This window comes from Novosphingobium sp. 32-60-15 (assembly GCF_002280675.1).
GTDB lineage: Bacteria > Pseudomonadota > Alphaproteobacteria > Sphingomonadales > Sphingomonadaceae > Novosphingobium.
Window position 1 is genome coordinate 171178 of the sequence record NZ_NCEN01000001.1, and the last position, 18738, is coordinate 189915.

The 18738-nt window shown below is 59.1% G+C and carries 14 protein-coding genes; 11 read left to right on the top strand and 3 right to left on the bottom strand.

Features of this window, described 5'->3' with window-relative positions:
* Positions 1–143 precede the first annotated feature (143 nt).
* From B7Y89_RS00750 to B7Y89_RS00775, 6 genes are all read left to right on the top strand, one after another.
* Complete coding sequence (locus tag B7Y89_RS00750; RefSeq protein WP_292934804.1) at positions 144–1805, top strand: acetolactate synthase large subunit; 1662 nt, start codon at positions 144–146, stop codon at positions 1803–1805.
* A gap of 134 nt (positions 1806–1939) precedes the next feature.
* Positions 1940–3373, top strand: coding sequence for an aldehyde dehydrogenase family protein (locus B7Y89_RS00755; RefSeq protein ID WP_292934805.1), 1434 nt, complete (start codon positions 1940–1942; stop codon positions 3371–3373).
* 247 nt (positions 3374–3620) lie between these two features.
* Positions 3621–4970, top strand: a complete 1350-nt coding sequence (locus B7Y89_RS00760) for a multiheme c-type cytochrome (RefSeq protein WP_292934807.1) — start codon at positions 3621–3623, stop codon at positions 4968–4970.
* On the top strand, positions 4970–6958 hold the full coding sequence (locus B7Y89_RS00765; RefSeq protein WP_292934808.1) for a heme-binding protein: 1989 nt from the start codon (positions 4970–4972) through the stop codon (positions 6956–6958). Before B7Y89_RS00760 ends, B7Y89_RS00765 begins: the two co-directional genes overlap by 1 nt.
* Positions 6958–8973, top strand: a complete 2016-nt coding sequence (locus B7Y89_RS00770) for a hypothetical protein (protein WP_292934809.1) — start codon at positions 6958–6960, stop codon at positions 8971–8973. Before B7Y89_RS00765 ends, B7Y89_RS00770 begins: the two co-directional genes overlap by 1 nt.
* An 11-nt stretch (positions 8974–8984) precedes the next feature.
* Complete coding sequence (locus B7Y89_RS00775) at positions 8985–13553, top strand: hypothetical protein (RefSeq protein WP_292934811.1); 4569 nt, start codon at positions 8985–8987, stop codon at positions 13551–13553.
* 54 nt (positions 13554–13607) lie between these two features.
* Here the strand turns inward: B7Y89_RS00775 and B7Y89_RS00780 are convergent, their stop codons facing one another.
* Together B7Y89_RS00780 and B7Y89_RS00785 are read right to left on the bottom strand one after the other, a co-directional pair.
* A complete protein-coding gene (locus B7Y89_RS00780) occupies positions 13608–13985 on the bottom strand; it encodes a hypothetical protein (protein ID WP_292934812.1) in 378 nt (125 codons plus the stop codon).
* Positions 13975–14163, bottom strand: a complete 189-nt coding sequence (locus B7Y89_RS00785) for a hypothetical protein (RefSeq protein ID WP_292934813.1) — start codon at positions 14161–14163, stop codon at positions 13975–13977. Before B7Y89_RS00785 ends, B7Y89_RS00780 begins: the two co-directional genes overlap by 11 nt.
* Positions 14164–14283: 120 nt before the next feature.
* On the opposite strand from B7Y89_RS00785, the gene B7Y89_RS00790 reads away from it, so the two are divergent.
* Both B7Y89_RS00790 and B7Y89_RS00795 read left to right on the top strand, forming a co-directional pair.
* The gene (locus tag B7Y89_RS00790) at positions 14284–14994 is read left to right on the top strand and encodes a S24 family peptidase (RefSeq protein WP_292934815.1); all 711 of its coding nucleotides are present in this window, start codon (positions 14284–14286) and stop codon (positions 14992–14994) included.
* Between the two features lie 46 nt (positions 14995–15040).
* Positions 15041–15709 carry an MBL fold metallo-hydrolase gene (locus tag B7Y89_RS00795; protein WP_292934817.1) on the top strand — a complete coding sequence of 223 codons (669 nt, stop codon included), beginning with the start codon at positions 15041–15043 and terminating at the stop codon, positions 15707–15709.
* Between the two features lie 61 nt (positions 15710–15770).
* On the opposite strand, the gene B7Y89_RS00800 is transcribed toward B7Y89_RS00795, so the two are convergent.
* Positions 15771–16163, bottom strand: coding sequence for an MAPEG family protein (locus B7Y89_RS00800; RefSeq protein WP_292934819.1), 393 nt, complete (start codon positions 16161–16163; stop codon positions 15771–15773).
* Between the two features lie 260 nt (positions 16164–16423).
* Here B7Y89_RS00800 and rpmF point away from each other — a divergent pair, with 260 nt between their 5' ends.
* From rpmF to B7Y89_RS00815, 3 genes are read left to right on the top strand one after another with little or no spacing between them, the layout of a single operon-like run.
* Complete coding sequence (gene rpmF / locus B7Y89_RS00805; RefSeq protein WP_054106339.1) at positions 16424–16603, top strand: 50S ribosomal protein L32; 180 nt, start codon at positions 16424–16426, stop codon at positions 16601–16603.
* 27 nt (positions 16604–16630) lie between these two features.
* The gene (plsX, locus tag B7Y89_RS00810; RefSeq protein ID WP_292934821.1) at positions 16631–17713 is read left to right on the top strand and encodes a phosphate acyltransferase PlsX; all 1083 of its coding nucleotides are present in this window, start codon (positions 16631–16633) and stop codon (positions 17711–17713) included.
* Positions 17710–18687, top strand: a complete 978-nt coding sequence (locus B7Y89_RS00815) for a beta-ketoacyl-ACP synthase III (RefSeq protein ID WP_292934823.1) — start codon at positions 17710–17712, stop codon at positions 18685–18687. Before plsX ends, B7Y89_RS00815 begins: the two co-directional genes overlap by 4 nt.
* The last annotated feature ends 51 nt before the right edge of the window (positions 18688–18738 follow it).

The window sequence follows — 18738 nt, forward strand, 5'->3', positions numbered from 1 at the left end:
CGTGGTTTGTTAGGTCATGTTCCAAGGGGTAGGTGCAGGGCCGCTAACGGCTCGTACGCGTGACACGCCTTTGGGGTCGCATCCGATTTTGGAGAGGGGGCGCAGCTTGGCGTGCGTCCTTAAACACATGGAGCGACCCAGCAATGTCCGACGGTATTGGCCAAAAAGCATCAGACCTGTTCATCCAATGCCTTGAGGAAGAGGGCTGCGAATACATCTTCGGCGTTCCGGGTGAAGAAAACCTTGATTTCCTTGATTCGCTTTCGCGGTCGACCAAGATCAAGCTGATCCTGACACGGCATGAACAGGGCGCGGGCTTCATGGCCGCAACATATGGTCGCCACACCGGCAAGACGGGCGTCTGCATCGCCACGCTTGGGCCCGGAGCAACCAATTTCGTGACGGCAGCAGCCTATGCCACGTTGGGTGGCATGCCGATGCTCATGATTACCGGCCAGAAGCCGATAAAGAAATCGAAGCAGGGCCGCTTCCAGATTCTCGATGTCGTCTCGATGATGGCCCCGATCACCAAATTCACGCACCAGATGCAGTCGTCAGACAACATCCCCAGCCGCGTGCGCGAAGCTTATCGTCTCGCCGAGGAAGAAAAGCCCGGCGCAACTCATATCGAATTGCCTGAAGACATTGCCGATGAACAGACCGATTCCACACCATTGAAGCGCAGTCTGGTCCGTCGCCCCAATGCCGATGCCAAGTCTGTCGCGCAAGCGGTTCATGCGCTGCAAAATGCCAAGGCTCCGGTCTTGGTGATTGGTGCAGGCGCAAATCGCAAAATGACCGGTAAAATGCTTGCCGAATTTGTCGAGAAAACCGGCATTCCGTTTCTCACCACCCAGCTTGGTAAGGGCGTGATCGATGAGCGCCACCCGAACTTCCTGGGCTGCGCCGCACTTTCTGCAGGCGACTTTGTCCACCGAGCGGTGGAAGACGCTGATCTTATCGTCAACGTCGGCCATGACGTTATCGAAAAACCGCCGTTCTTCATGCGCGAAGGCGGCACCCCGGTCATCCACGTTTCCACCAAGACCGCCGAGGTCGATCCGGTTTACTTCCCCAGCATCGAAGTGATCGGCGATATCGCCAATGCGATTTGGCAAATGAAAGAAGCGATCGAGCCCAATCCGGCGTGGAATTTCGATCACATGCTGGCTTATCGCGCAGCTGAAGTTGCGCATACCGCATCGCTGTCTGCCGATACGCGGTTCCCGATTTTTCCGCCGCATCTGGTAAGCGAGGTCCGCGATGCCCTGCCCGAAGATGCGATCATTTGTCTGGATAACGGCGTTTACAAAATCTGGTTCGCACGCGGGTACACGGCTTATCAACCAAACACCGTGCTGCTTGACAACGCCCTGGCCACAATGGGGGCGGGGCTGCCGTCTGCGATGATGAGCGCGATGATCTATCCTGAGCGCAAAGTCATGGCGATATGCGGCGATGGCGGGTTCATGATGAACAGCCAGGAAATGGAAACCGCGGTTCGTTTGAAGCTTAACCTTACCGTTCTGATCCTCAACGACAATTCCTATGGCATGATCCGTTGGAAGCAGGCCAACATGGGTTTTGAAGATTTCGGGCTGACCTATGGCAACCCCGATTTCGTCAAATATGCCGAAAGCTATGGCGCCAACGGTTATCGTGTGGAAAGCGCTGCGCACCTGAAGGAATTGCTGGCGCACTGCAACTCTACGCCCGGGGTGCATCTGATTGAATGTCCGGTCGATTATTCGGAGAACGACCAGATCCTGAACAAGGACATCAAAGAACTGTCAAAAGCGCTTTAGGCGTAGACATCGTCATTGCGAGGAGCGCAGCGACGAAGCAATCCAGCGTCGCCGTGCCTATCCTTCTGGATTGTTTCGCTGCGCTCGTAATGACGAAAAAATTGGGGCCGATGTGCTCCTCGCAGAGGTCGAATATGAAACTCAAAGACGTCTACCCGCTTTACCTGAACAACAAGGCGGTGCAGCCTAACACCGATCTTGCTGTGACCGACAAGTTCACCGGCGAGATCGCCTTCCGCACGGCCCTTGCCACGCCCGATGTGATTGACGAGGCCATTGCCGGTGCCGTCCGGGCAACGGAGCCAATGGCGCGGCTAGCCAGTTATGAAAAACGCGATGTTTTGGACCACTGCGTCAAACGCTTTACCGAACGCAAGGATGAACTGGCCTATACGCTGTGCATCGAAGCTGGCAAACCCATCGCCGATTCAGAAGGCGAAGTGGGGCGGTTGATCGATACCTTCCGGATTGCTGCCGAAGAAGCGACGCGCAATTACGGCGAAATCCAGCCGCTCGACATAAGCCCGCGCGCCAAAGGTTATATGGGCATGTGGAAGCGCGTGCCCATCGGGCCTTGCAGCTTTATCTCGCCGTTCAACTTTCCGCTGAACCTTGCCGCGCACAAGATCGCGCCTGCCATCGCAATGGGTTGCCCGTTCGTGATGAAGCCCGCCTCGATGACGCCGCTGGGCGCAATCATCATGGGCGAGGTTCTGGCCGAATGCGATGTCTTGCCCGAAGGCGCGTTCTCGATCCTTCCCGCCAGCCGTGATGGGGCCGACCTGTTCACCACGGACGAGCGTTTGAAGCTGCTGTCCTTCACCGGATCGCCTGATGTGGGTTGGGCTTTGAAGGCAAAGGCTGGCAAGAAAAAAGTTGTGCTGGAACTCGGCGGCAATGCGGCGGTCGTGGTTGATAAGGACGCCGATCTGGATCATGCGCTCGCCCGCATCGTGTTTGGCGGGTACTACCAGTCCGGCCAATCATGCATCCACGTGCAGCGCGTGATCATCCACGCCGACATTTATGACCACTTCCGCGATATGCTGGCGGCCAAAGTCAAATCGCTGAAATCCGGCGATCCCAAAAACCGTGATACCTTTATCGGCCCGATGATCTCGGCCAAGGAAGCGCAGCGGTTGAAATCGTGGATTGATGCTGCCGTGGCGGGCGGTGCCACCCTGCTGGCGGGCGGGCAATGCGATGGCAATATGCTGGCCGCCACGCTGCTCGAAGGCTGCTCGCGCGATATGGATGTCTATACCCAAGAGGCTTTCGGCCCTGTCGTGATCCTGTCCAAGTTCACAGACTGGGACGCTGCTCTTGATGAGGTGAACGACAGCAAGTTCGGCCTTCAGGCGGGCTTGTTCACGTCCGATCTGCACAAGGTCATGGAGGCGTGGGACCGGCTCGACGTTGGCGGCATCGTGGTCAACGACGTGTCCAGCTACCGTGTCGACAATATGCCATATGGCGGTGTGAAGGATTCGGGGCTGGGCCGCGAAGGCATCCGCTTTGCCATGGAAGACATGTCGGAAATCCGCAATCTGGTGATCCGCCGTCAGTGATCGGATAAAGGGGGTTGTTCCTGTGTCCAGAAATCTGTCGGAAACATGAATAGCCCCTTGAACCTTATGGGCGGTCTAGCCTAGTCAGCGTCATCGGGGTCGCATTGCAGCACTTCTGGCAAACGCGCAGCACAGGGCAAAAGTCGGGCTGCGGGTGGACCAGTGGGGACTAAGGGCAATGCTCGACAAATTTGTGTCTTTTCGGCGGCTGATTGCGGCATGCCGGGCTGTGCCGCGTTCGGGTGCGATGGCGGCAGCCGCGTGTCTGGCGATGGCCGGAGCCGCGCTTGGCGCAGCGACGCTGGTGTCCCCGGATGCAGTTCAGGCGCAAAGCGCAGGAGATACCTTGCGTGGCCATCAAGGCGTGGCTTCGTGTGCAGGCTCAACCTGCCACGGACGTAGCGCGGCCGATGGCGCGGTCGTTCGGCAGGATGAAGTGCTACGCTGGCAGGAAGATTCCTCGCCATCAGGTGCCCACAGCCGCGCATGGAAAGTGGTGCAAGAGCCTCGCGGGCAAGCAATCGTGCGCCGCATGGGGCTTGATGGCGCAGGCGTGCAGCGCGAATGCGCCGGATGCCACACATCACCGGGCACTGCCCGCGTTTCCGATGGCGTTGATTGCGAGGCTTGCCACGGTGCTTCGGGCGGTTGGCTGGCCAGCCACTACACCGTCGGTGCCAGCCACGCCCGCAATGTGGCCCAGGGCATGACCGATCTGACGCGACCGCAGGTCAAGGCGCAAGTCTGCCTCGATTGCCACTTTTCGGGCGATGCGAAGGGCCAGTTCATCGCGCACCGCATCATGGCGGCAGGCCACCCGCGTATCTCGTTCGAGTTGGACCTGTTCACCACGCTCCAGCAGCACCACGATGAAGATGCCGATTATGTGCAGCGCAAAGGCGGCAAGACCAACGGCATGCGGATGTGGGCCGTGGGGCAGGCCGAAGCTGTAAAGCGCAGCCTTGAATTATTCAGCCAGCCTGCGCGCGCGGTTGATGGCATTTTCCCTGAATTTACCTTTTACGATTGCCACTCGTGCCATCGCCGCATTTACGATGGTGATGATGGCAAGGTAACCGCCGTGCCCAATCCGGGCCGCCCGATCCACCTCGGCGCGCCGCCCTATAATGATGAAAACATGATCATGCTGCTTGCCGCTGCTCGCGCGGTTGCGCCCGATGCCGCCGCAAACTTTGACGCGAAAAGCAAGGCCTTCCATCGCGCGATGGGCGCAGGCCGTGCAGAAACGGTGATGGCTGCCCAAGCATTGCGGCAGTCTGCCGATCAGCTTTCTGCGCGCTTCTCGTCAGCTGCGTTCACCCGTGAACAGACGTTCGCGATCATGGAAACCATCGCCAGCGAAGCGATTGGCGAACGCTTCACAGATTATGAAGGCGCTGTGCAATCGGTCATGGCGGTCGATACGCTGCTGAATGGCATGGTTAATCAAGGCATGGTGTCCAATGCCTCGGCGGGCGCACTGCGCGTCCAGATCAATCAGGCCTACGGCGCGGTGCGCGATCCCAACGGGTTCCAGCCGCTCGCCTTCCGCCGCGCGCTGGGCAATGCAATGCGTTCGATCCGGAGCTTGCGCTGATGCGGTCTGCACCGGTCTTGCGTCAATCGACCGCGCTGGTCGCCTCACTGTCGTTGGCTCTGGCCGGTTGTGGTGGGGGTGATTCCGGATCGGGCAATACGTTTGCGCCAACGCCTACGCCTACGGCACCGTCGCGCTTCTTTGCTGATCCCGCGCAGGAATCGCTCAGCGCGGCAGATGTGCAACTGGTGATCGCCCAATCGGTGGGCGAGGCGCAGGCGCGCGGCAAGCCTGCAATCATCAGCGTGGTTGACCGCGTGGGCAACGTGCTCGCCGTGTTCCGCATGAACGGCGCGCCCACGCGTATGGTCACCAGCCGCCGCACCGCTACCGGCGAAATATCGCCGCGCGGTGTGGATGCCCAAGGCCTTGATGTTGAAGCGACGATGGGCGCTATTTCAAAGGCGGTTACGGCCGCTTACCTTTCATCCAGCGGCAATGCTTTCTCAACCCGCACTGCCAGCATGATTGTGCAAGAGCACTTCCCGCCAGCGCCCAATACGCCGGGGCTTGAATCGGGGCCGCTGTTCGGGGTGCAGTTCAGCCAGTTGCCCTGTTCCGATCTGAACTCGCGCTTCATCCCCGGTAACGCCGGTTCCGCTGCGTTAATCGGCCCGAAGCGTTCACCGCTCGGCCTTGCCGCAGATCCCGGAGGCTTGCCGCTTTACAAGAACGGTGTGGTGGTAGGTGGCGTCGGTGTGATGGCCGATGGCGACTACGGTTACGATCCCAATGTGGCAGATTTCGATGACGATGCCGAAGAATACATCGCGCTTGCGGGCATTCAGGGCTTCTCGCCAACAGATGACATAAAAGGGGACCGCATCACTGCCGATGGTACGACCTTGCGCTTTGCCGATGCGCGGGTTGACCGGCTAAGTCCTCTGCAAACCAACTTCGCCGCGATCAACACCGTGAGCGGCACACTAATCGCGGTGCGCGGGTATTATGATGGCGCAGCAGTAGTGGCAGGTGCGGTTTATGGCACCGAGCGCAGTGGCATTCGCCGCGTCACGTCTTCGGAGTTCAGCCTTGCCGATGCCTATCTCCTGACTGATGGATCAGGCGCACCGCGCTATCCGGTAAAGCCCGGCACAGATGGGGGGGCCGTAGGTCAAGCGCTGAGCGCAGCCGAGGCCCGCGCTTTGCTGGAAGAGGCGTTCACGGTGATGACCCGCGCCCGCGCGCAAATCCGCCGCCCGCTTGATAGCCGTGCGCAAGTGACGATTACCGTGGTCGATACTTTCGGCGAAGTGCTGGGCCAGGTGCGCAGCCCCGATGCGCCCATCTTCGGGATTGACGTGTCCTTGCAGAAAGCGCGCACGGTGGCGTTTTTTTCAAACCCTGCGGCTGCACAACAACTCACTGGCAATACTGATGCTGAAATCCCGGCTTTTGCCCAGCGGTTCCGGGATTTTCTGGGTGATCAAAGCGCGTTAACCGGAGCCAAGGCATTTGCTGCCCGTGGCGTTGGCAACCTCGCACGACCCCATTTCCCCGATGGAGAATTGGGCCGCCCCAACGGTCCGCTCTCGCGTCCCATTACCGATTTCAATCCCTTCGCCACCGGCCTGCAAGTGGCGCTGGTGAAGGCGAACATCGCCCAGCACGCGGGCTTTGTGCAAAATGCAGCGGGCGTCAGTGATACCCCGCAGACCTGCTCGGCCTTGCCCGATACGGCCACCGGCAAAAAGCGTCTGGCCAATGGCATCCAGATTTTCCCCGGTGCCGTGCCCATCTATCGCGGTACGCGTCTGGTCGGCGCTATCGGCGTTTCGGGCGATGGCATCGATCAGGACGATATGATCTCGTTCCTTGGCGCGCACAACGGTGGGGCCAAAGTCGGCGGAATTGGCAATGCTCCCAAAGAGATACGGGCCGATACAATAGTCGTGGCGGTCGGATCTGGTGTAAGGCTGCGGTATGTGAACTGCCCGTTCGCACCGTTCCTTGATACCTCTGAACAGAACGCTTGCGAGGGCAAGTGATGCAGCAGGTCATCGCCCTTATCGCGCCTGCCTTCGGCATGAACCAGCCGCTGCCTTTGCCGATGATGCCGTTTCAGGTGCTGGTAGATGGCGAAGCGCAAGACCCGGGCGCAATGGCACCGCAAGAGGCCGCATCACCCGCTTCTGAAGTGGCTGCGCAAACTTTGCCCGGCGGTGAAACCGAAGCGGATGAAGCACTGATCGACGGTCGCCGCCGACCAGGTTTCAACAAACAGCTCCCTGAAAAGGTGGAGCAAGACAACCCCGGCGCTGTCGGTGCGCCACCGCCCGAGGCCTTTTACGACAAGTATGATGGCGAAGGCCCGATGGGCGATCTGGGCCTTGATGTCGGCGTGCCGGATCGCTGGCGCATTATGTCCTCGCTCTGCCCGAAAACGGACGCGGCGACAGGCAAGAAGGACCGGTCACTTTACACGCTGTTCCCCCGTCTGGAATTCGTCTGCCATCCGCAAACCGATCCGTTCCATCACAACCTGTTGAAGGGTGACAGGCCGCTGGCCAAGGGCAAACGCCCCGGTTTCCTGAAAGGTGAAGACTGGTTCATCATCGCAGGGGCGGTGTCCGATACCGTGGTTGAACCGCGCAGCTTCCCCATTCCGGTGGGCAACCAGACAACCGCAAACCCTAATGCGATAGACACTTTCGGGCGCAGCAACAGCCTTGTCCTGTCGCAAACCTTCATCGCCAGTGTATCGCTGCTGAAGGGCATGACTGCGTTCAAACCGCCTGCCATCGAATACCGCATCGCCGTGGCAGCCAACATCAATCATGTGCAGGTGCCTGAACGGCGCGTGTTGTTTGTCGAACCATCGAAGGGTACGCGCCGCACCGATGCGTTTATTGGCCTGCAGGAAGCCTTCATTGATTATCACATCGGCAAATATGATTCCAAACGCTACGATTTCATCAGCGTTCGTGCGGGCATCCAGCCGATGCAGTCTGATTTTCGCGGGTTCCTGTTCAGCGATAACCAGCTTGGCATCCGCCTGTTCGGCAACCGCGATAACAACCGCTTCCAGTTCAATCTGGCGGCGTTCTGGCGCTTGGAGAAGGAAACCAATTCGGGCCTGAACGATGTGAGCCAGTCACCGCGCAATGATTTCGTTCTGATGGCCAATCTCTATCGGCAGGATTTTCCGGTCGTCGGCCTCACGAGCCAGATTTCGGCCACGTACAACATCAACCGCGAACGCAACGATGTGCACATCGATACCAACGGCTTCCCCGTGCGTCCCGCCTTGCTGGGTGATTTGCGAGGCCGTGAGTATGATGTGGTCTATCTGGGGTACGCTGCTGATGGTCGGATAGGGCGGATCAACCTTACGGGGCAGATCTATGCCGCGCTGGGCAAGGACCGGAACAATTTTCTCACCAGCCAGCCTGCTAACATCAAGGCGTTCATGGCGGCAGCCGAACTCAGCTATGACATTGACTGGACCCGTATCCGCTTGTCCGGCTTATGGGCCAGCGGCGATAAAGACCCCTACGACCAGACCGAAGGCGGCTTTGACGCAATCTTTGAAAATCCGCAGTTTGCAGGGGCCGATACCAGCTACTGGATCCGCCAGACGATCCCGTTTGCAGGCGGAGGCCGTGCGATTTCGGTCAATGGCCGCAACGGCATTCTCAATTCGCTGAGGTCCTCCAAAGAGCAGGGGCAATCCAATTTCACCAACCCCGGCACGATCCTGCTGGGGGTGGGCACAGATTTCGATCTGACGCCGCAATTGCGCGTATCGACCAATATCAATCACTTATGGTTTGAAAACACCAAAGTCCTGCAAGTGCTGCGCAACGAAGGTTCGATCCCCCGCGAGATCGGCTTTGATGCTTCGGTATCAGCGATATGGCGACCCAAAGCCTCGCAAAACCTCGTGTTCCGCTTGTCAGGCGCGATGCTTGAACCCGGTCGAGGTTTTGACAACCTGTTTGCCCAACAGGGCAAGGCTAGCCGTTTCTATTCCGTACTTGCCAACGCGACGGTGGCTTTCTGATGACCCAGCCCATGAAACTTCCGCGCCGCTTTCGCAAACTTCCGCTGGCCTCGGCCATCGCCGCGCTTGCTGCGCTCCTGGTGCCAAGCGCGCTTTACGCCTCGGGTGAGGAAATCGCGCAGAAGATCACGCATACCCGCGCTCCTGCCGCGCCGCGCGGTCAGCCGGGCGATACGGTGGAAGAGCAATGGGCCTTCGTTGATAAGCAGAATGCCGGCTGCGTCAGCTGCCACACCAAAAGTGATCACAGCACGATGCACGCCAGCCCTGCCGTGGTGCTGACGTGTGTTGATTGCCACGGCGGCAATACCAAAGTGGTGGCTGACCGTTCGTGGAACGCCAATTCAATGGAATACATGGGCGCGTTGAAAGACGCGCACGTTCTGCCGAAATACCCTGTCGCGTGGGGCTGGCCATCCTCGGCCAATCCGCAGCGGTCCTATGCCTTGCTGGCCAAGGAAAGCCCTGAATTCATCCGCTTCGTGAACCCGTCCGACTATCGCGTGGCGCGCGATTCCTGCGGGGCTTGTCACATGTCGATCATCGAGGCGTCGGAACGTTCATTGATGACCACCGGCGCGATGCTGTGGGGCGGGGCGGCCTATAACAACGGCATCGTTCCGTTCAAGAATTACATGTTCGGTGAAAGCTTTACCCGTGCGGGCGAACCGGCGCTGCTCAAATCCGGATCGAAGGAAATCGGCCCGGATGGCAAGCCGATGTGGGGCACGGTAACCCCGCAGGAAAAGGCCCGCGGCGCGCTGCCGGTGATGTATCCCATGCCCAAATGGCACACCATTCCGCCCGGTGACGTATTCCGCGTGTTCGAAGACGGCGGGCGCACAATCAACCCGCAGTTTCCCGAAATCGGCCTGCCCAATTCCACCGGCCTGATCCAGCGTCTGGATGAACCGGGACGGCCTGATCTGAAGCAGTCCAACCGTGGCCCTGCTACCGGCCTGCGCGTGGCCATTCCGGTGCTGAACATCCACAAGACGCGCCTGAACGACCCGTTCCTGTACCAGATGGGCACCAATGACCAGCCGGGCGATTACCGCTCTTCAGGCTGCGCTGCCTGCCATGTGATCTATGCCAATGACCGCGAACCGCGCCACAGCCTGAACTTTGGCAAATGCGGCCGCGACGGACAAACGATCACGGCAGACCCCACGATCAACGCTTTGCGCGAAGGACAGCACCGCAAGGGTGCGTATGGTTCGTATGATGCGGCCAAGCAGGAACACCACGACAAGGTTCGCGGCACCGTGCTGGGCGGCAAACGCGGCTATCTGGGCGGCGACAAGTCCGTACCCGAACAGTCGGCAGACATGGAGGGCGATTGCGCCCGCGCGATCTCGTCAGCCGAACAGCTTGTCTACGCTCCGGCCAAAGGCGTCGCGCCGCATGGCACGATGGACCATGAGAAGATGGATCAGGCATCGGCCCACGCGTTGGCCGGACTGGACAGCAAAGGCCACGCCAAGCAGACTGATGGTCACGCTCCAACCGGCCCTGTCGCCATGCAAGACCGTGAACGCGGCCACCCGCTGGTCCATGCCTTCACCCGCGCGATTCCCACTGCACAGTGCATGAACTGCCACATGCACCAGCCCAATATCTTCCTCAATTCCTACCTCGGTTACACGATGTGGGATTATGAATCAGATGCCGATTCAATGTGGCCGGGGCCGGAAAACCGCGCCCCGCGCCCTGCCGGAATGTCGGACGCAGATTACGCCAAATATTTCAAAAAGCAGTTCCAGCCGACGATTGACGAACAGCGCGAAGTGCTCGACCGCAATCCCGAAGGCGCTTCTACGCGCGGGCTGTGGCGCGATGTCGAATTTCTGCGCAACGTCTATGATCTCAACAGCCAGACCAAAGACACCCAGTTTGCCGATTACCACGGCCACGGCTGGAACTTCCGCGCCATCCTGAAGCGCGATCGTCGCGGCAACCTGCTCGATGATGATGGCGATATGACGACGTACGGCACGGACAAGGCCCACATCATCGATCCGGTTGACCCTGAAAAATTCCGTAAGGCGGGCGAGGGCAAGTTTGTCGATGCAGGGCCGGACAACCCCGGCAAAGCGGTCCACATGATGGACATCCATGCGCAAATCGGCATGCAATGTGCCGATTGCCACTTTGCGCAGGACAGCCACGGCAACGGGCTGATCTATGGCGAAGTGGCGAATGCGGTGGAGATCGGGTGCAAGGATTGTCACGGCACGCCCGATGCTTATCCCACGCTGCTCACATCAAACCTCGCCGCGCCGGAAAAGGGCAACAACCTTGCACTGCTGCGCAATGCCGATGGCCAGCGCCGCTTTGAATGGTTCAATCAGGCTTATGGTCGCCGCGTTCTGGTGCAGCGTTCGATCATCGATCCCAAGCTTTCATGGGAAGTCAGCCTCGTCAAAGATTCGGTCGATGCGCGCTATCAGGGCACTATGGATGCGGCGGGCAAGCCGGTGTTCAATCCCAAGGCCGCCCGCGCCAAACTGATGGCGAAATCGGCCTCGGATGATGGCGTTTACAAGTTTGGCACCGGCGTTGCCAAGGAAGCGCGCGCCCACCGTGACGATGATATGGCCTGCTTCACCTGCCACTTGTCGTGGACAACATCTTGCGCAGGCTGCCACTTGCCGATTGAGGCGAACTGGAAATCGGCCACGCACAAGTATGAGGAAGACTACACCCGCAACTATGCGACCTACAATCCGCAGGTTGCGCGCGATGACATGTTCCAGCTTGGCAAGCATCAACGCAACAAGTCATCGGGCAGTGATCCGGTCCAGTTCGATGCGGCCGGAAACCCGGTTTCGGGCAATGCAATCACCGCGCCGATCCGCTCAACCTCGGCGCTGATACTGTCATCGACCAATATCAACCGTGAACGCATCTATGTGCAGCAACCGCCGATTTCCTCGATAGGCTATTCGTCACAGGCTTTTGCGCCGCACTTCCCGCACACCGTCCGCAAGAACGAAACGAAGCAATGCACCGATTGCCACGTCAGCCAGGACGAGGACAACAACGCCACGATGGCGCAATTGCTGCTGCTCGGCACCAATTACGTGAACTTCGTGGGCATGAACGCATGGTTTGGCCTCAGCGGCGGGTTTGAAGCCGTCCGCGTGACCGAATGGGATGAACCCCAGGCCGTTATCGGATCGTACCTGCACCGCTATGCCTATCCCGATTACTGGAAACAGCACGTCGACAAGAACGGGCGCGAGCTGAAGAACTGGACACGCGGCAAGCCGTTTGACAGCAAGCTATCGGGCGAAACCACGGGGCAGGAGCAATTCGCCAACGTAGTAGAAGGCACGAAGGATGCGGTGCGCTGCTTGCAAATGCGCGGTGAATACATGTTCGTGGCCGAGGGCAAGGGCGGTTTCCGCGCTTATGATATCGCCGCCATAGGCGACAAGGGCTTCTCCGAACGCATCGTCACCGCACCGTTCTCATCGCTCGGCCATGATACTCATGTGAAAACCGCCAACGCCACCTGCATGGCGCTGCCCACCAATCAGGCGATTGCGCCCACCCGCAATTCGCCCGAACTGCGCGGCATCAATCAGGAACAGCCATTCTCGCCGATCTACAGTTATGCGTTCGTGACGGACTCGGTCGAAGGCCTGATCGCGGTCAATGTCGATACGCTGGCCGATGGCGAGTTTCGCAACAACTTCTTCACCCGCGCCCTCACGTTCAATCCCGATGGCGTCCTCACCAGCGCGCGGCACATCACACTGGCAGGCGATTATGCCTATGTCGTCACTGACAAGGCGCTGGTCACGGTTCACCTGACGAAGCCGTGGAGCCCGGAAAAGCCCTGCGAGGTGAGCGCGGCCAAGGGGGGTGAGACCTGCCTTGATCCGCGCGTCACCTCGGTCGTTCCGCTGCGTGATCCGCGCGCCACCGCCGTGCAGTTCCGTTATCTCTGGGCCACCACGGCGAACGGGCTTGAACTGATCGATATCACCAACCTTGCCCAGCCAAAGCAGGTGGCAGGCGCTGTTGTGCCATTGGCCGATGCGCGCCGCGTCTACCTTTCGCGCACATACGCCTATGTCGCGGCAAAATCGCAGGGACTGGTCATCGTAGATATTACCGCACCTACGCGGCCATCGATCTACGCCACTTATACCGCTGGCGGGCAGTTAAATGATGCCGAGGATGTGATCGTCGCATCCACCAACGCCTCGCTGTTTGCCTATGTTGCCGATGGCCGCAACGGCATGAAGGTGCTGCAACTCACCTCGCCATCCAGCCAGCCCAATTTCTATGGCTTCTCACCCGAACCCAAGCCCGAACTGATCGCTTGGGCGCGCACGCCAACGCCTGCAATCGCGCTGTCAAAGGGGCTGGACCGGGATCGCGGGGTGGATGAAACCGGCGGGCAGATGGCCGTGTTCGGACGGCTTGGCTCCCGCCCGTTCAATCGCAAGGAAATGGAAGAGCTGTTTCTCAACGCCAAGGGCGAGGTCTTCCGCGTCTCGAACGCGGTGGACATGAGCTTGTGGGTCGGCGCGAAATCTGCACCCTTGCTGTCCCGAATGGATCGCTAAGCTAGTTGGAGAGGAGACCGGGCGTCCGCGCAGGCGCCCGGCAATCCTTCCGGATCAATTCTGATCCAGCAGCAACAATTCGCATTCCACTTCCATCAGCGGCGCGGGCAGAACGTCGTGATCAACGCGGGTCACGCTCGCATCAGCCACCAATCTGCTGCGCAACTGGAATTCATGGTCGGGCAGGGCTGCAATGAAGCGCTCGCCATCACTCACGGCATCGCTGCCCGCAAAACGCAGCACAACCGTGTGACGCGCGCCGGTAAAGGTAATACTCGCCCATGGCGCTTCATGGTGGTTGATGACGTCGGCCAGCGGACCTGCCAATTCACGTATCTCGCGTAGCAGCCGTTCACCGGCAGAAAGCCTGCGTGGCGGCGGGGTCGTTGCTGCTTCAGACGTCGTTTCAAAGCTGCGCGGTTCAAGCAACATGGGCGTTTTCTCCAAAAGTGTTCATGAAATGTTCTACGCGCTTCACCATTGCAGAACGCGGTTCGCGGCCATTGCGCAAATCTTCGACCAGGCGAGGGTCGTGCGCAGCAAGGCGGCCAAACTTGGTGACGGGCATACCGGTCTTCTGAATGAATTTTTCGACTTTGCGGATGAGCATTGGCTGTTTGACCCTCCGAAATGTGATGAATAAGAGACGACTCGAAATAGGATAAATCCTATGTTGACGGTCAAATCCTACATAGCTAGGAAAAGTCCTTCGAAAGTGGAGGGACGCCTGATGGATGTATCAAGCCTCACAGAAGCGGATGGTGATGCCGGAGCGCGTGCGCGGCTCGTTGCGCTTTCCGCTGCGCGAGGCGTCAGTCTCGCTGCACTGTCCGCGCTGATCGGGCGTAACACCACGTATCTCCAGCAGTTTGTGCGCAAAGGCAGCCCGCGCAAGCTGGAGGAAAATGACCGGCGTACACTGGCCCAATTCTTCGGCGTCGCTGAAACAGAGCTTGGCGCAAGCAATCGCGAATCTGTGGTCGTGATTGAAAAGAGCGGCGCTTCCACCGTGCCAGTGGGTCTGCGCGCGCCGACGGCGCAATGGGCGGACATCCCACGCCTGCCGCTCGGCGCATCAGCTGGCCCGGGCGCTCATGCGGCAGAGGAAATTCCCTCTGGACGTCTGCGCTTCTCCAATCGTTGGCTGAAAGGGCAGGGGCTTGAACCGGCCATGCTTTCGGTAATCGAGGTTGAGGGCGATTCGATGGAGCCGACGCTGCGTGATGGCGATGAAATCCTCGTCGACCGCACACCGCGCCCTTTGCGCGCCGGAATTCATGTCATCCGGCTGGATGATGTGCTGCTGGTCAAACGGCTCGAAACCGGCCCTGGCGGCACATTGCGCATCATTTCCGATAATGCAGCCTATCCGCGCATGGAACGGTTGGCGCAGGATGTGGAACTGATTGGCCGTGTCGTCTGGAAAGGGGGGCGGCTTTGATTGGTCCAGTCTTGCCAAGCGTGGCAACAGACGCCATCTCGCCATCATGAGCCAAACACCTGCCGAACCACCCATGAAGGTGGCCATCATCCCCGTCACGCCGCTCCAGCAGAACTGCACGCTGGTTTGGTGCACCAAGACGATGAAGGGCGCTTTCATCGATGCTGGCGGTGATCTGGACAAGTTGAAGCTGGCGATCGAACGTTCAGGCGTGACCATCGAAAAGCTGCTCGTCACGCACGGCCACATCGATCACTGCGGGATGACCGGTATTCTGGCCAAGGAACTGGGTGTGCCCATCGAAGGACCGCATGAGGCGGATCGCTTCTGGATTTCCCAGCTGAAAGAAGACGGTCAGCGTTGGGGCATCCAAGGTGAGGTGTTTGAACCTGATCGCTGGCTGACTGATGGCGAAACCGTTACCGTCGGCGATCTTGTGCTGGATGTGATCCACTGCCCCGGCCACACCCCCGGCCACGTCATTTTCTATCACGCGCCTTCGCATTTTGCGATTGTCGGGGATGTGCTGTTCCAGGGATCGATTGGCCGCACCGATTTTCCGCTCGGCAATCATCAGGACCTGATTGATTCGATTACGCAAAAGCTGTGGCCGTTGGGCAACGATGTGACCTTCGTTCCCGGCCACGGCCCTAACAGCACCTTCGGGCGTGAACGCCAGACCAATGCTTTCGTGAGCGATTATGCTTTAAGTTAGGTTTTGGGGGTTAAGTTTTTGGGCGGGGCCTCCGGACACTCCTGAGGCCCCGCCACAACGCTTACATATCTAGCACAATCGATACGGCCCACACGCCAAGGCCCAGCTGTGTCAACATTGTGATCAGCGTACCGGGGCCGCGTAAAAAGCCCATGGGTCCGCCGTCCATGCCCATGCCATGGGCGACGCGGCCCAGCATATAGATTGCGGCGGCACCTAACAGAAACGGGTTGCCGGTACGTGCCAATTCTATTGTGGCAATCAAAATCAGAACAATCGGCGTGTTCTCTATAAAGTTTGCGTGCGCGCGCATGCGGGCAATCAGGTTCATGTCCCCGCCATCACCGATGCTGATTTTTTTCGATGCCCGGATCATGCCGACGCGGATGGAAAGCCATGTGTTGATAGCCGCTGCTGCCGCTGCTGCACATAACGTGATGGGCAAAATCATCATTTTGGTAAAAACTCCCCCGTTTCAAGCCGCCGATACTATTGGCTGTGGCCCAGACCTAGCGTGCTCAAGCTTGCAAAGCATCAGAAAATCCGTATAGGCGCGCCTTCGCCCGTGTTTGGCGAATCCCGTTCCTGCTGCGCTCGTCGCTGCGTGCGGGTCCAGCGTCCGGCTATTGCTGTCGGGATTGGGCTTGTGCGATGGTTCGGTATTCCCTATCGCGCCCGCAACAAACGTACACAATTTCAGGAATAGGTGCCGCGATGGCCGTCCCCAAAAGAAAAACTTCGCCCTCACGTCGGGGCATGCGCCGCAGCCATGACGCTCTCAGCGTTGATGCATTTCATGAATGCTCAAACTGTGGTGAACTCAAGCGCCCGCACAACCTGTGCAATGCTTGCGGTCACTACAACGGTCGCGAAGTCATCGCCGTCGGGCTCTAAGCCCATCAACGGGGGGGATTCGGGAACATGAGCCTGCCGCGTATCGCCGTCGATGCGATGGGCGGGGATGAGGGTGTGCGCGTCATGGTTGAAGGCGCGGCAATTGCCCGCCGCAGCCATGATCGCTTCAAGTTCCTGCTTGTCGGGGATGAAGAGCGCATCAAGCAAGCGCTCGATCATCACCCGAACTTGCGCGGGGCGTCGGAGATTCTCCACGCCCCTGACACCGTCAGTGGTGACGAAAAGCCTACGCAAGCCTTGCGTCGCGCCAAAACCACATCGATGGGATTGGCGATCAATGCGGTGAAGCAAGGTGACGCCGGCGCTGCGGTCAGCGCGGGCAACACCGGCGCGCTCATGGCGATGGCCAAGCTTGCGCTTCGCACAATGCCCGGCATTGACCGGCCTGCATTGTCAGGCTTGCTGCCGACATTGGGCGATACTGACCTTGTCATGCTTGATCTTGGCGCAAACACCGATTGTGATGCACGCAATCTGGTTCAGTTCGCGATCATGGGTGCGGCTTACGCGCGGATCGTCAACAACCTGCAATCCCCACGCGTGCGCTTGCTCAACATCGGTTCGGAAGAATCGAAGGGCACCGAGACGCTGCGCGATGCGGCAAACCAGCTCAAGGCGCTGGCTGATGATCTGGCGATGTCGTTTGATGGGTTCACCGAGGCGGACAAACTGTCGCGCGGGGACGTTGACGTTGTCGTGACTGATGGTTTCTCTGGCAATATTGCCTTGAAATCAATGGAAGGCGCCGCGCGCTTCGTGGCCGATCTGCTGCGTCGCAGCTTTTCGTCATCGTTGCGTTCGAAGCTCGGCTTCCTGATCTCGCGTCCGGCCACCGAACTGCTCAAGCATCATCTTGACCCCAACAATCACAACGGCGCAGTGTTCCTTGGGCTCAACGGCATTGTTGTGAAAAGCCATGGAAGCGCTTCGGCTGTTGGCGTTGCGAATGCAGTGGCCGTTACGGCACGCCTGTTGGAAGAAAACCTGACAGAGCGGATTCAGGCCGACCTTGCCCGCTTGGGTGCCGAGGCGATCCGCACGACTGGCCGCGCCCGCGCTGCAACGATTAATGGTGAGAATGCAGCATGAGCTTGCGCGGTGTAATCAAAGGTAGCGGTTCGGCACTGCCAAGGCGCGCAGTATCGAACGCTGAAATGACCACGATGGTCGACACCACCGATGAATGGATTGTCGAACGCACGGGCATCCGCAACCGCTATATTGCGGGCGAGGGTGAGACGACCGCAAGTTTGGCAACCGAGGCTGCGCGCCAGGCGCTTGCCAGTGCCGGGATTGATGCGGCGCGGGTTGATCTGATCGTGCTGGCAACGGCAACACCTGATCAGACTTTCCCCGCCACCGCCACGATTGTGCAGCATAACCTTGGTTGCAATGGCGGGATCGCGTTTGATGTCGCAGCGGTTTGCTCGGGCTTTCTATATGCGATGGCCACCGCCGATTCGATGTTGCGCACCGGCATGGCCAAATGCGCGCTCGTCATTGGTGCAGAAACGTTCAGCCGCATCCTCGATTGGGAAGACCGCACCACGTGCGTCTTGTTCGGCGATGGCGCGGGCGCAATTGTGCTCGAAGCGCAAGACGTCGATGAAGCAGACCCATTGGCCCCCGGCATTATCGCCACCCGGCTTCATGCCGACGGCGCACATAACGATCTGCTTTATGTCGATGGCGGACCTTCCACCACTGGCACGGTCGGAAAATTGCGGATGCGTGGACGCGAAGTGTTCCGGCATGCTGTTACCAATCTTTCCAGTGTCCTCAAGGAAGTGCTTGAAACTACCGGTCATGACGCAGCCGAAATTGATTGGGTTGTTCCGCATCAAGCAAACTTGCGTATCCTCGATGCAACGGCACGCAAGCTGGGGCTTCCCGCTGAAAAAGTGATCGTCACGGTTGACCGGCACGCCAATACCAGCGCTGCATCTGTGCCTTTGGCCTATGATACCGCAGTGCAAGATGGCCGGATCAAGCCCGGTAACCTTGTTATGTTCGAAGCAATGGGCGGCGGTTTTACGTGGGGCGCATGTCTCGCGCGGGTGTAATTGCTGATTCTGTGCCATAAAAGCGCGTTTTCGTTTATATCCAAGTCATTG

What these genes read in the sequence shown, in the direction of transcription:
- B7Y89_RS00750 (WP_292934804.1), top strand. Translation starts at nt 144, where the DNA reads ATGTCCGACGGTATTGGCCAAAAAGCATCAGACCTGTTCATCCAATGC.
- B7Y89_RS00755 (WP_292934805.1), top strand. Translation starts at nt 1,940, where the DNA reads ATGAAACTCAAAGACGTCTACCCGCTTTACCTGAACAACAAGGCGGTG.
- B7Y89_RS00760 (WP_292934807.1), top strand. Translation starts at nt 3,621, where the DNA reads ATGGCGGCAGCCGCGTGTCTGGCGATGGCCGGAGCCGCGCTTGGCGCA.
- B7Y89_RS00765 (WP_292934808.1), top strand. Translation starts at nt 4,970, where the DNA reads ATGCGGTCTGCACCGGTCTTGCGTCAATCGACCGCGCTGGTCGCCTCA.
- B7Y89_RS00770 (WP_292934809.1), top strand. Translation starts at nt 6,958, where the DNA reads ATGCAGCAGGTCATCGCCCTTATCGCGCCTGCCTTCGGCATGAACCAG.
- B7Y89_RS00775 (WP_292934811.1), top strand. Translation starts at nt 8,985, where the DNA reads ATGAAACTTCCGCGCCGCTTTCGCAAACTTCCGCTGGCCTCGGCCATC.
- B7Y89_RS00780 (WP_292934812.1), bottom strand. Translation starts at nt 13,985, where the DNA reads ATGTTGCTTGAACCGCGCAGCTTTGAAACGACGTCTGAAGCAGCAACG.
- B7Y89_RS00785 (WP_292934813.1), bottom strand. Translation starts at nt 14,163, where the DNA reads ATGCTCATCCGCAAAGTCGAAAAATTCATTCAGAAGACCGGTATGCCC.
- B7Y89_RS00790 (WP_292934815.1), top strand. Translation starts at nt 14,284, where the DNA reads ATGGATGTATCAAGCCTCACAGAAGCGGATGGTGATGCCGGAGCGCGT.
- B7Y89_RS00795 (WP_292934817.1), top strand. Translation starts at nt 15,041, where the DNA reads ATGAGCCAAACACCTGCCGAACCACCCATGAAGGTGGCCATCATCCCC.
- B7Y89_RS00800 (WP_292934819.1), bottom strand. Translation starts at nt 16,163, where the DNA reads ATGATGATTTTGCCCATCACGTTATGTGCAGCAGCGGCAGCAGCGGCT.
- rpmF (WP_054106339.1), top strand. Translation starts at nt 16,424, where the DNA reads ATGGCCGTCCCCAAAAGAAAAACTTCGCCCTCACGTCGGGGCATGCGC.
- plsX (WP_292934821.1), top strand. Translation starts at nt 16,631, where the DNA reads ATGAGCCTGCCGCGTATCGCCGTCGATGCGATGGGCGGGGATGAGGGT.
- B7Y89_RS00815 (WP_292934823.1), top strand. Translation starts at nt 17,710, where the DNA reads ATGAGCTTGCGCGGTGTAATCAAAGGTAGCGGTTCGGCACTGCCAAGG.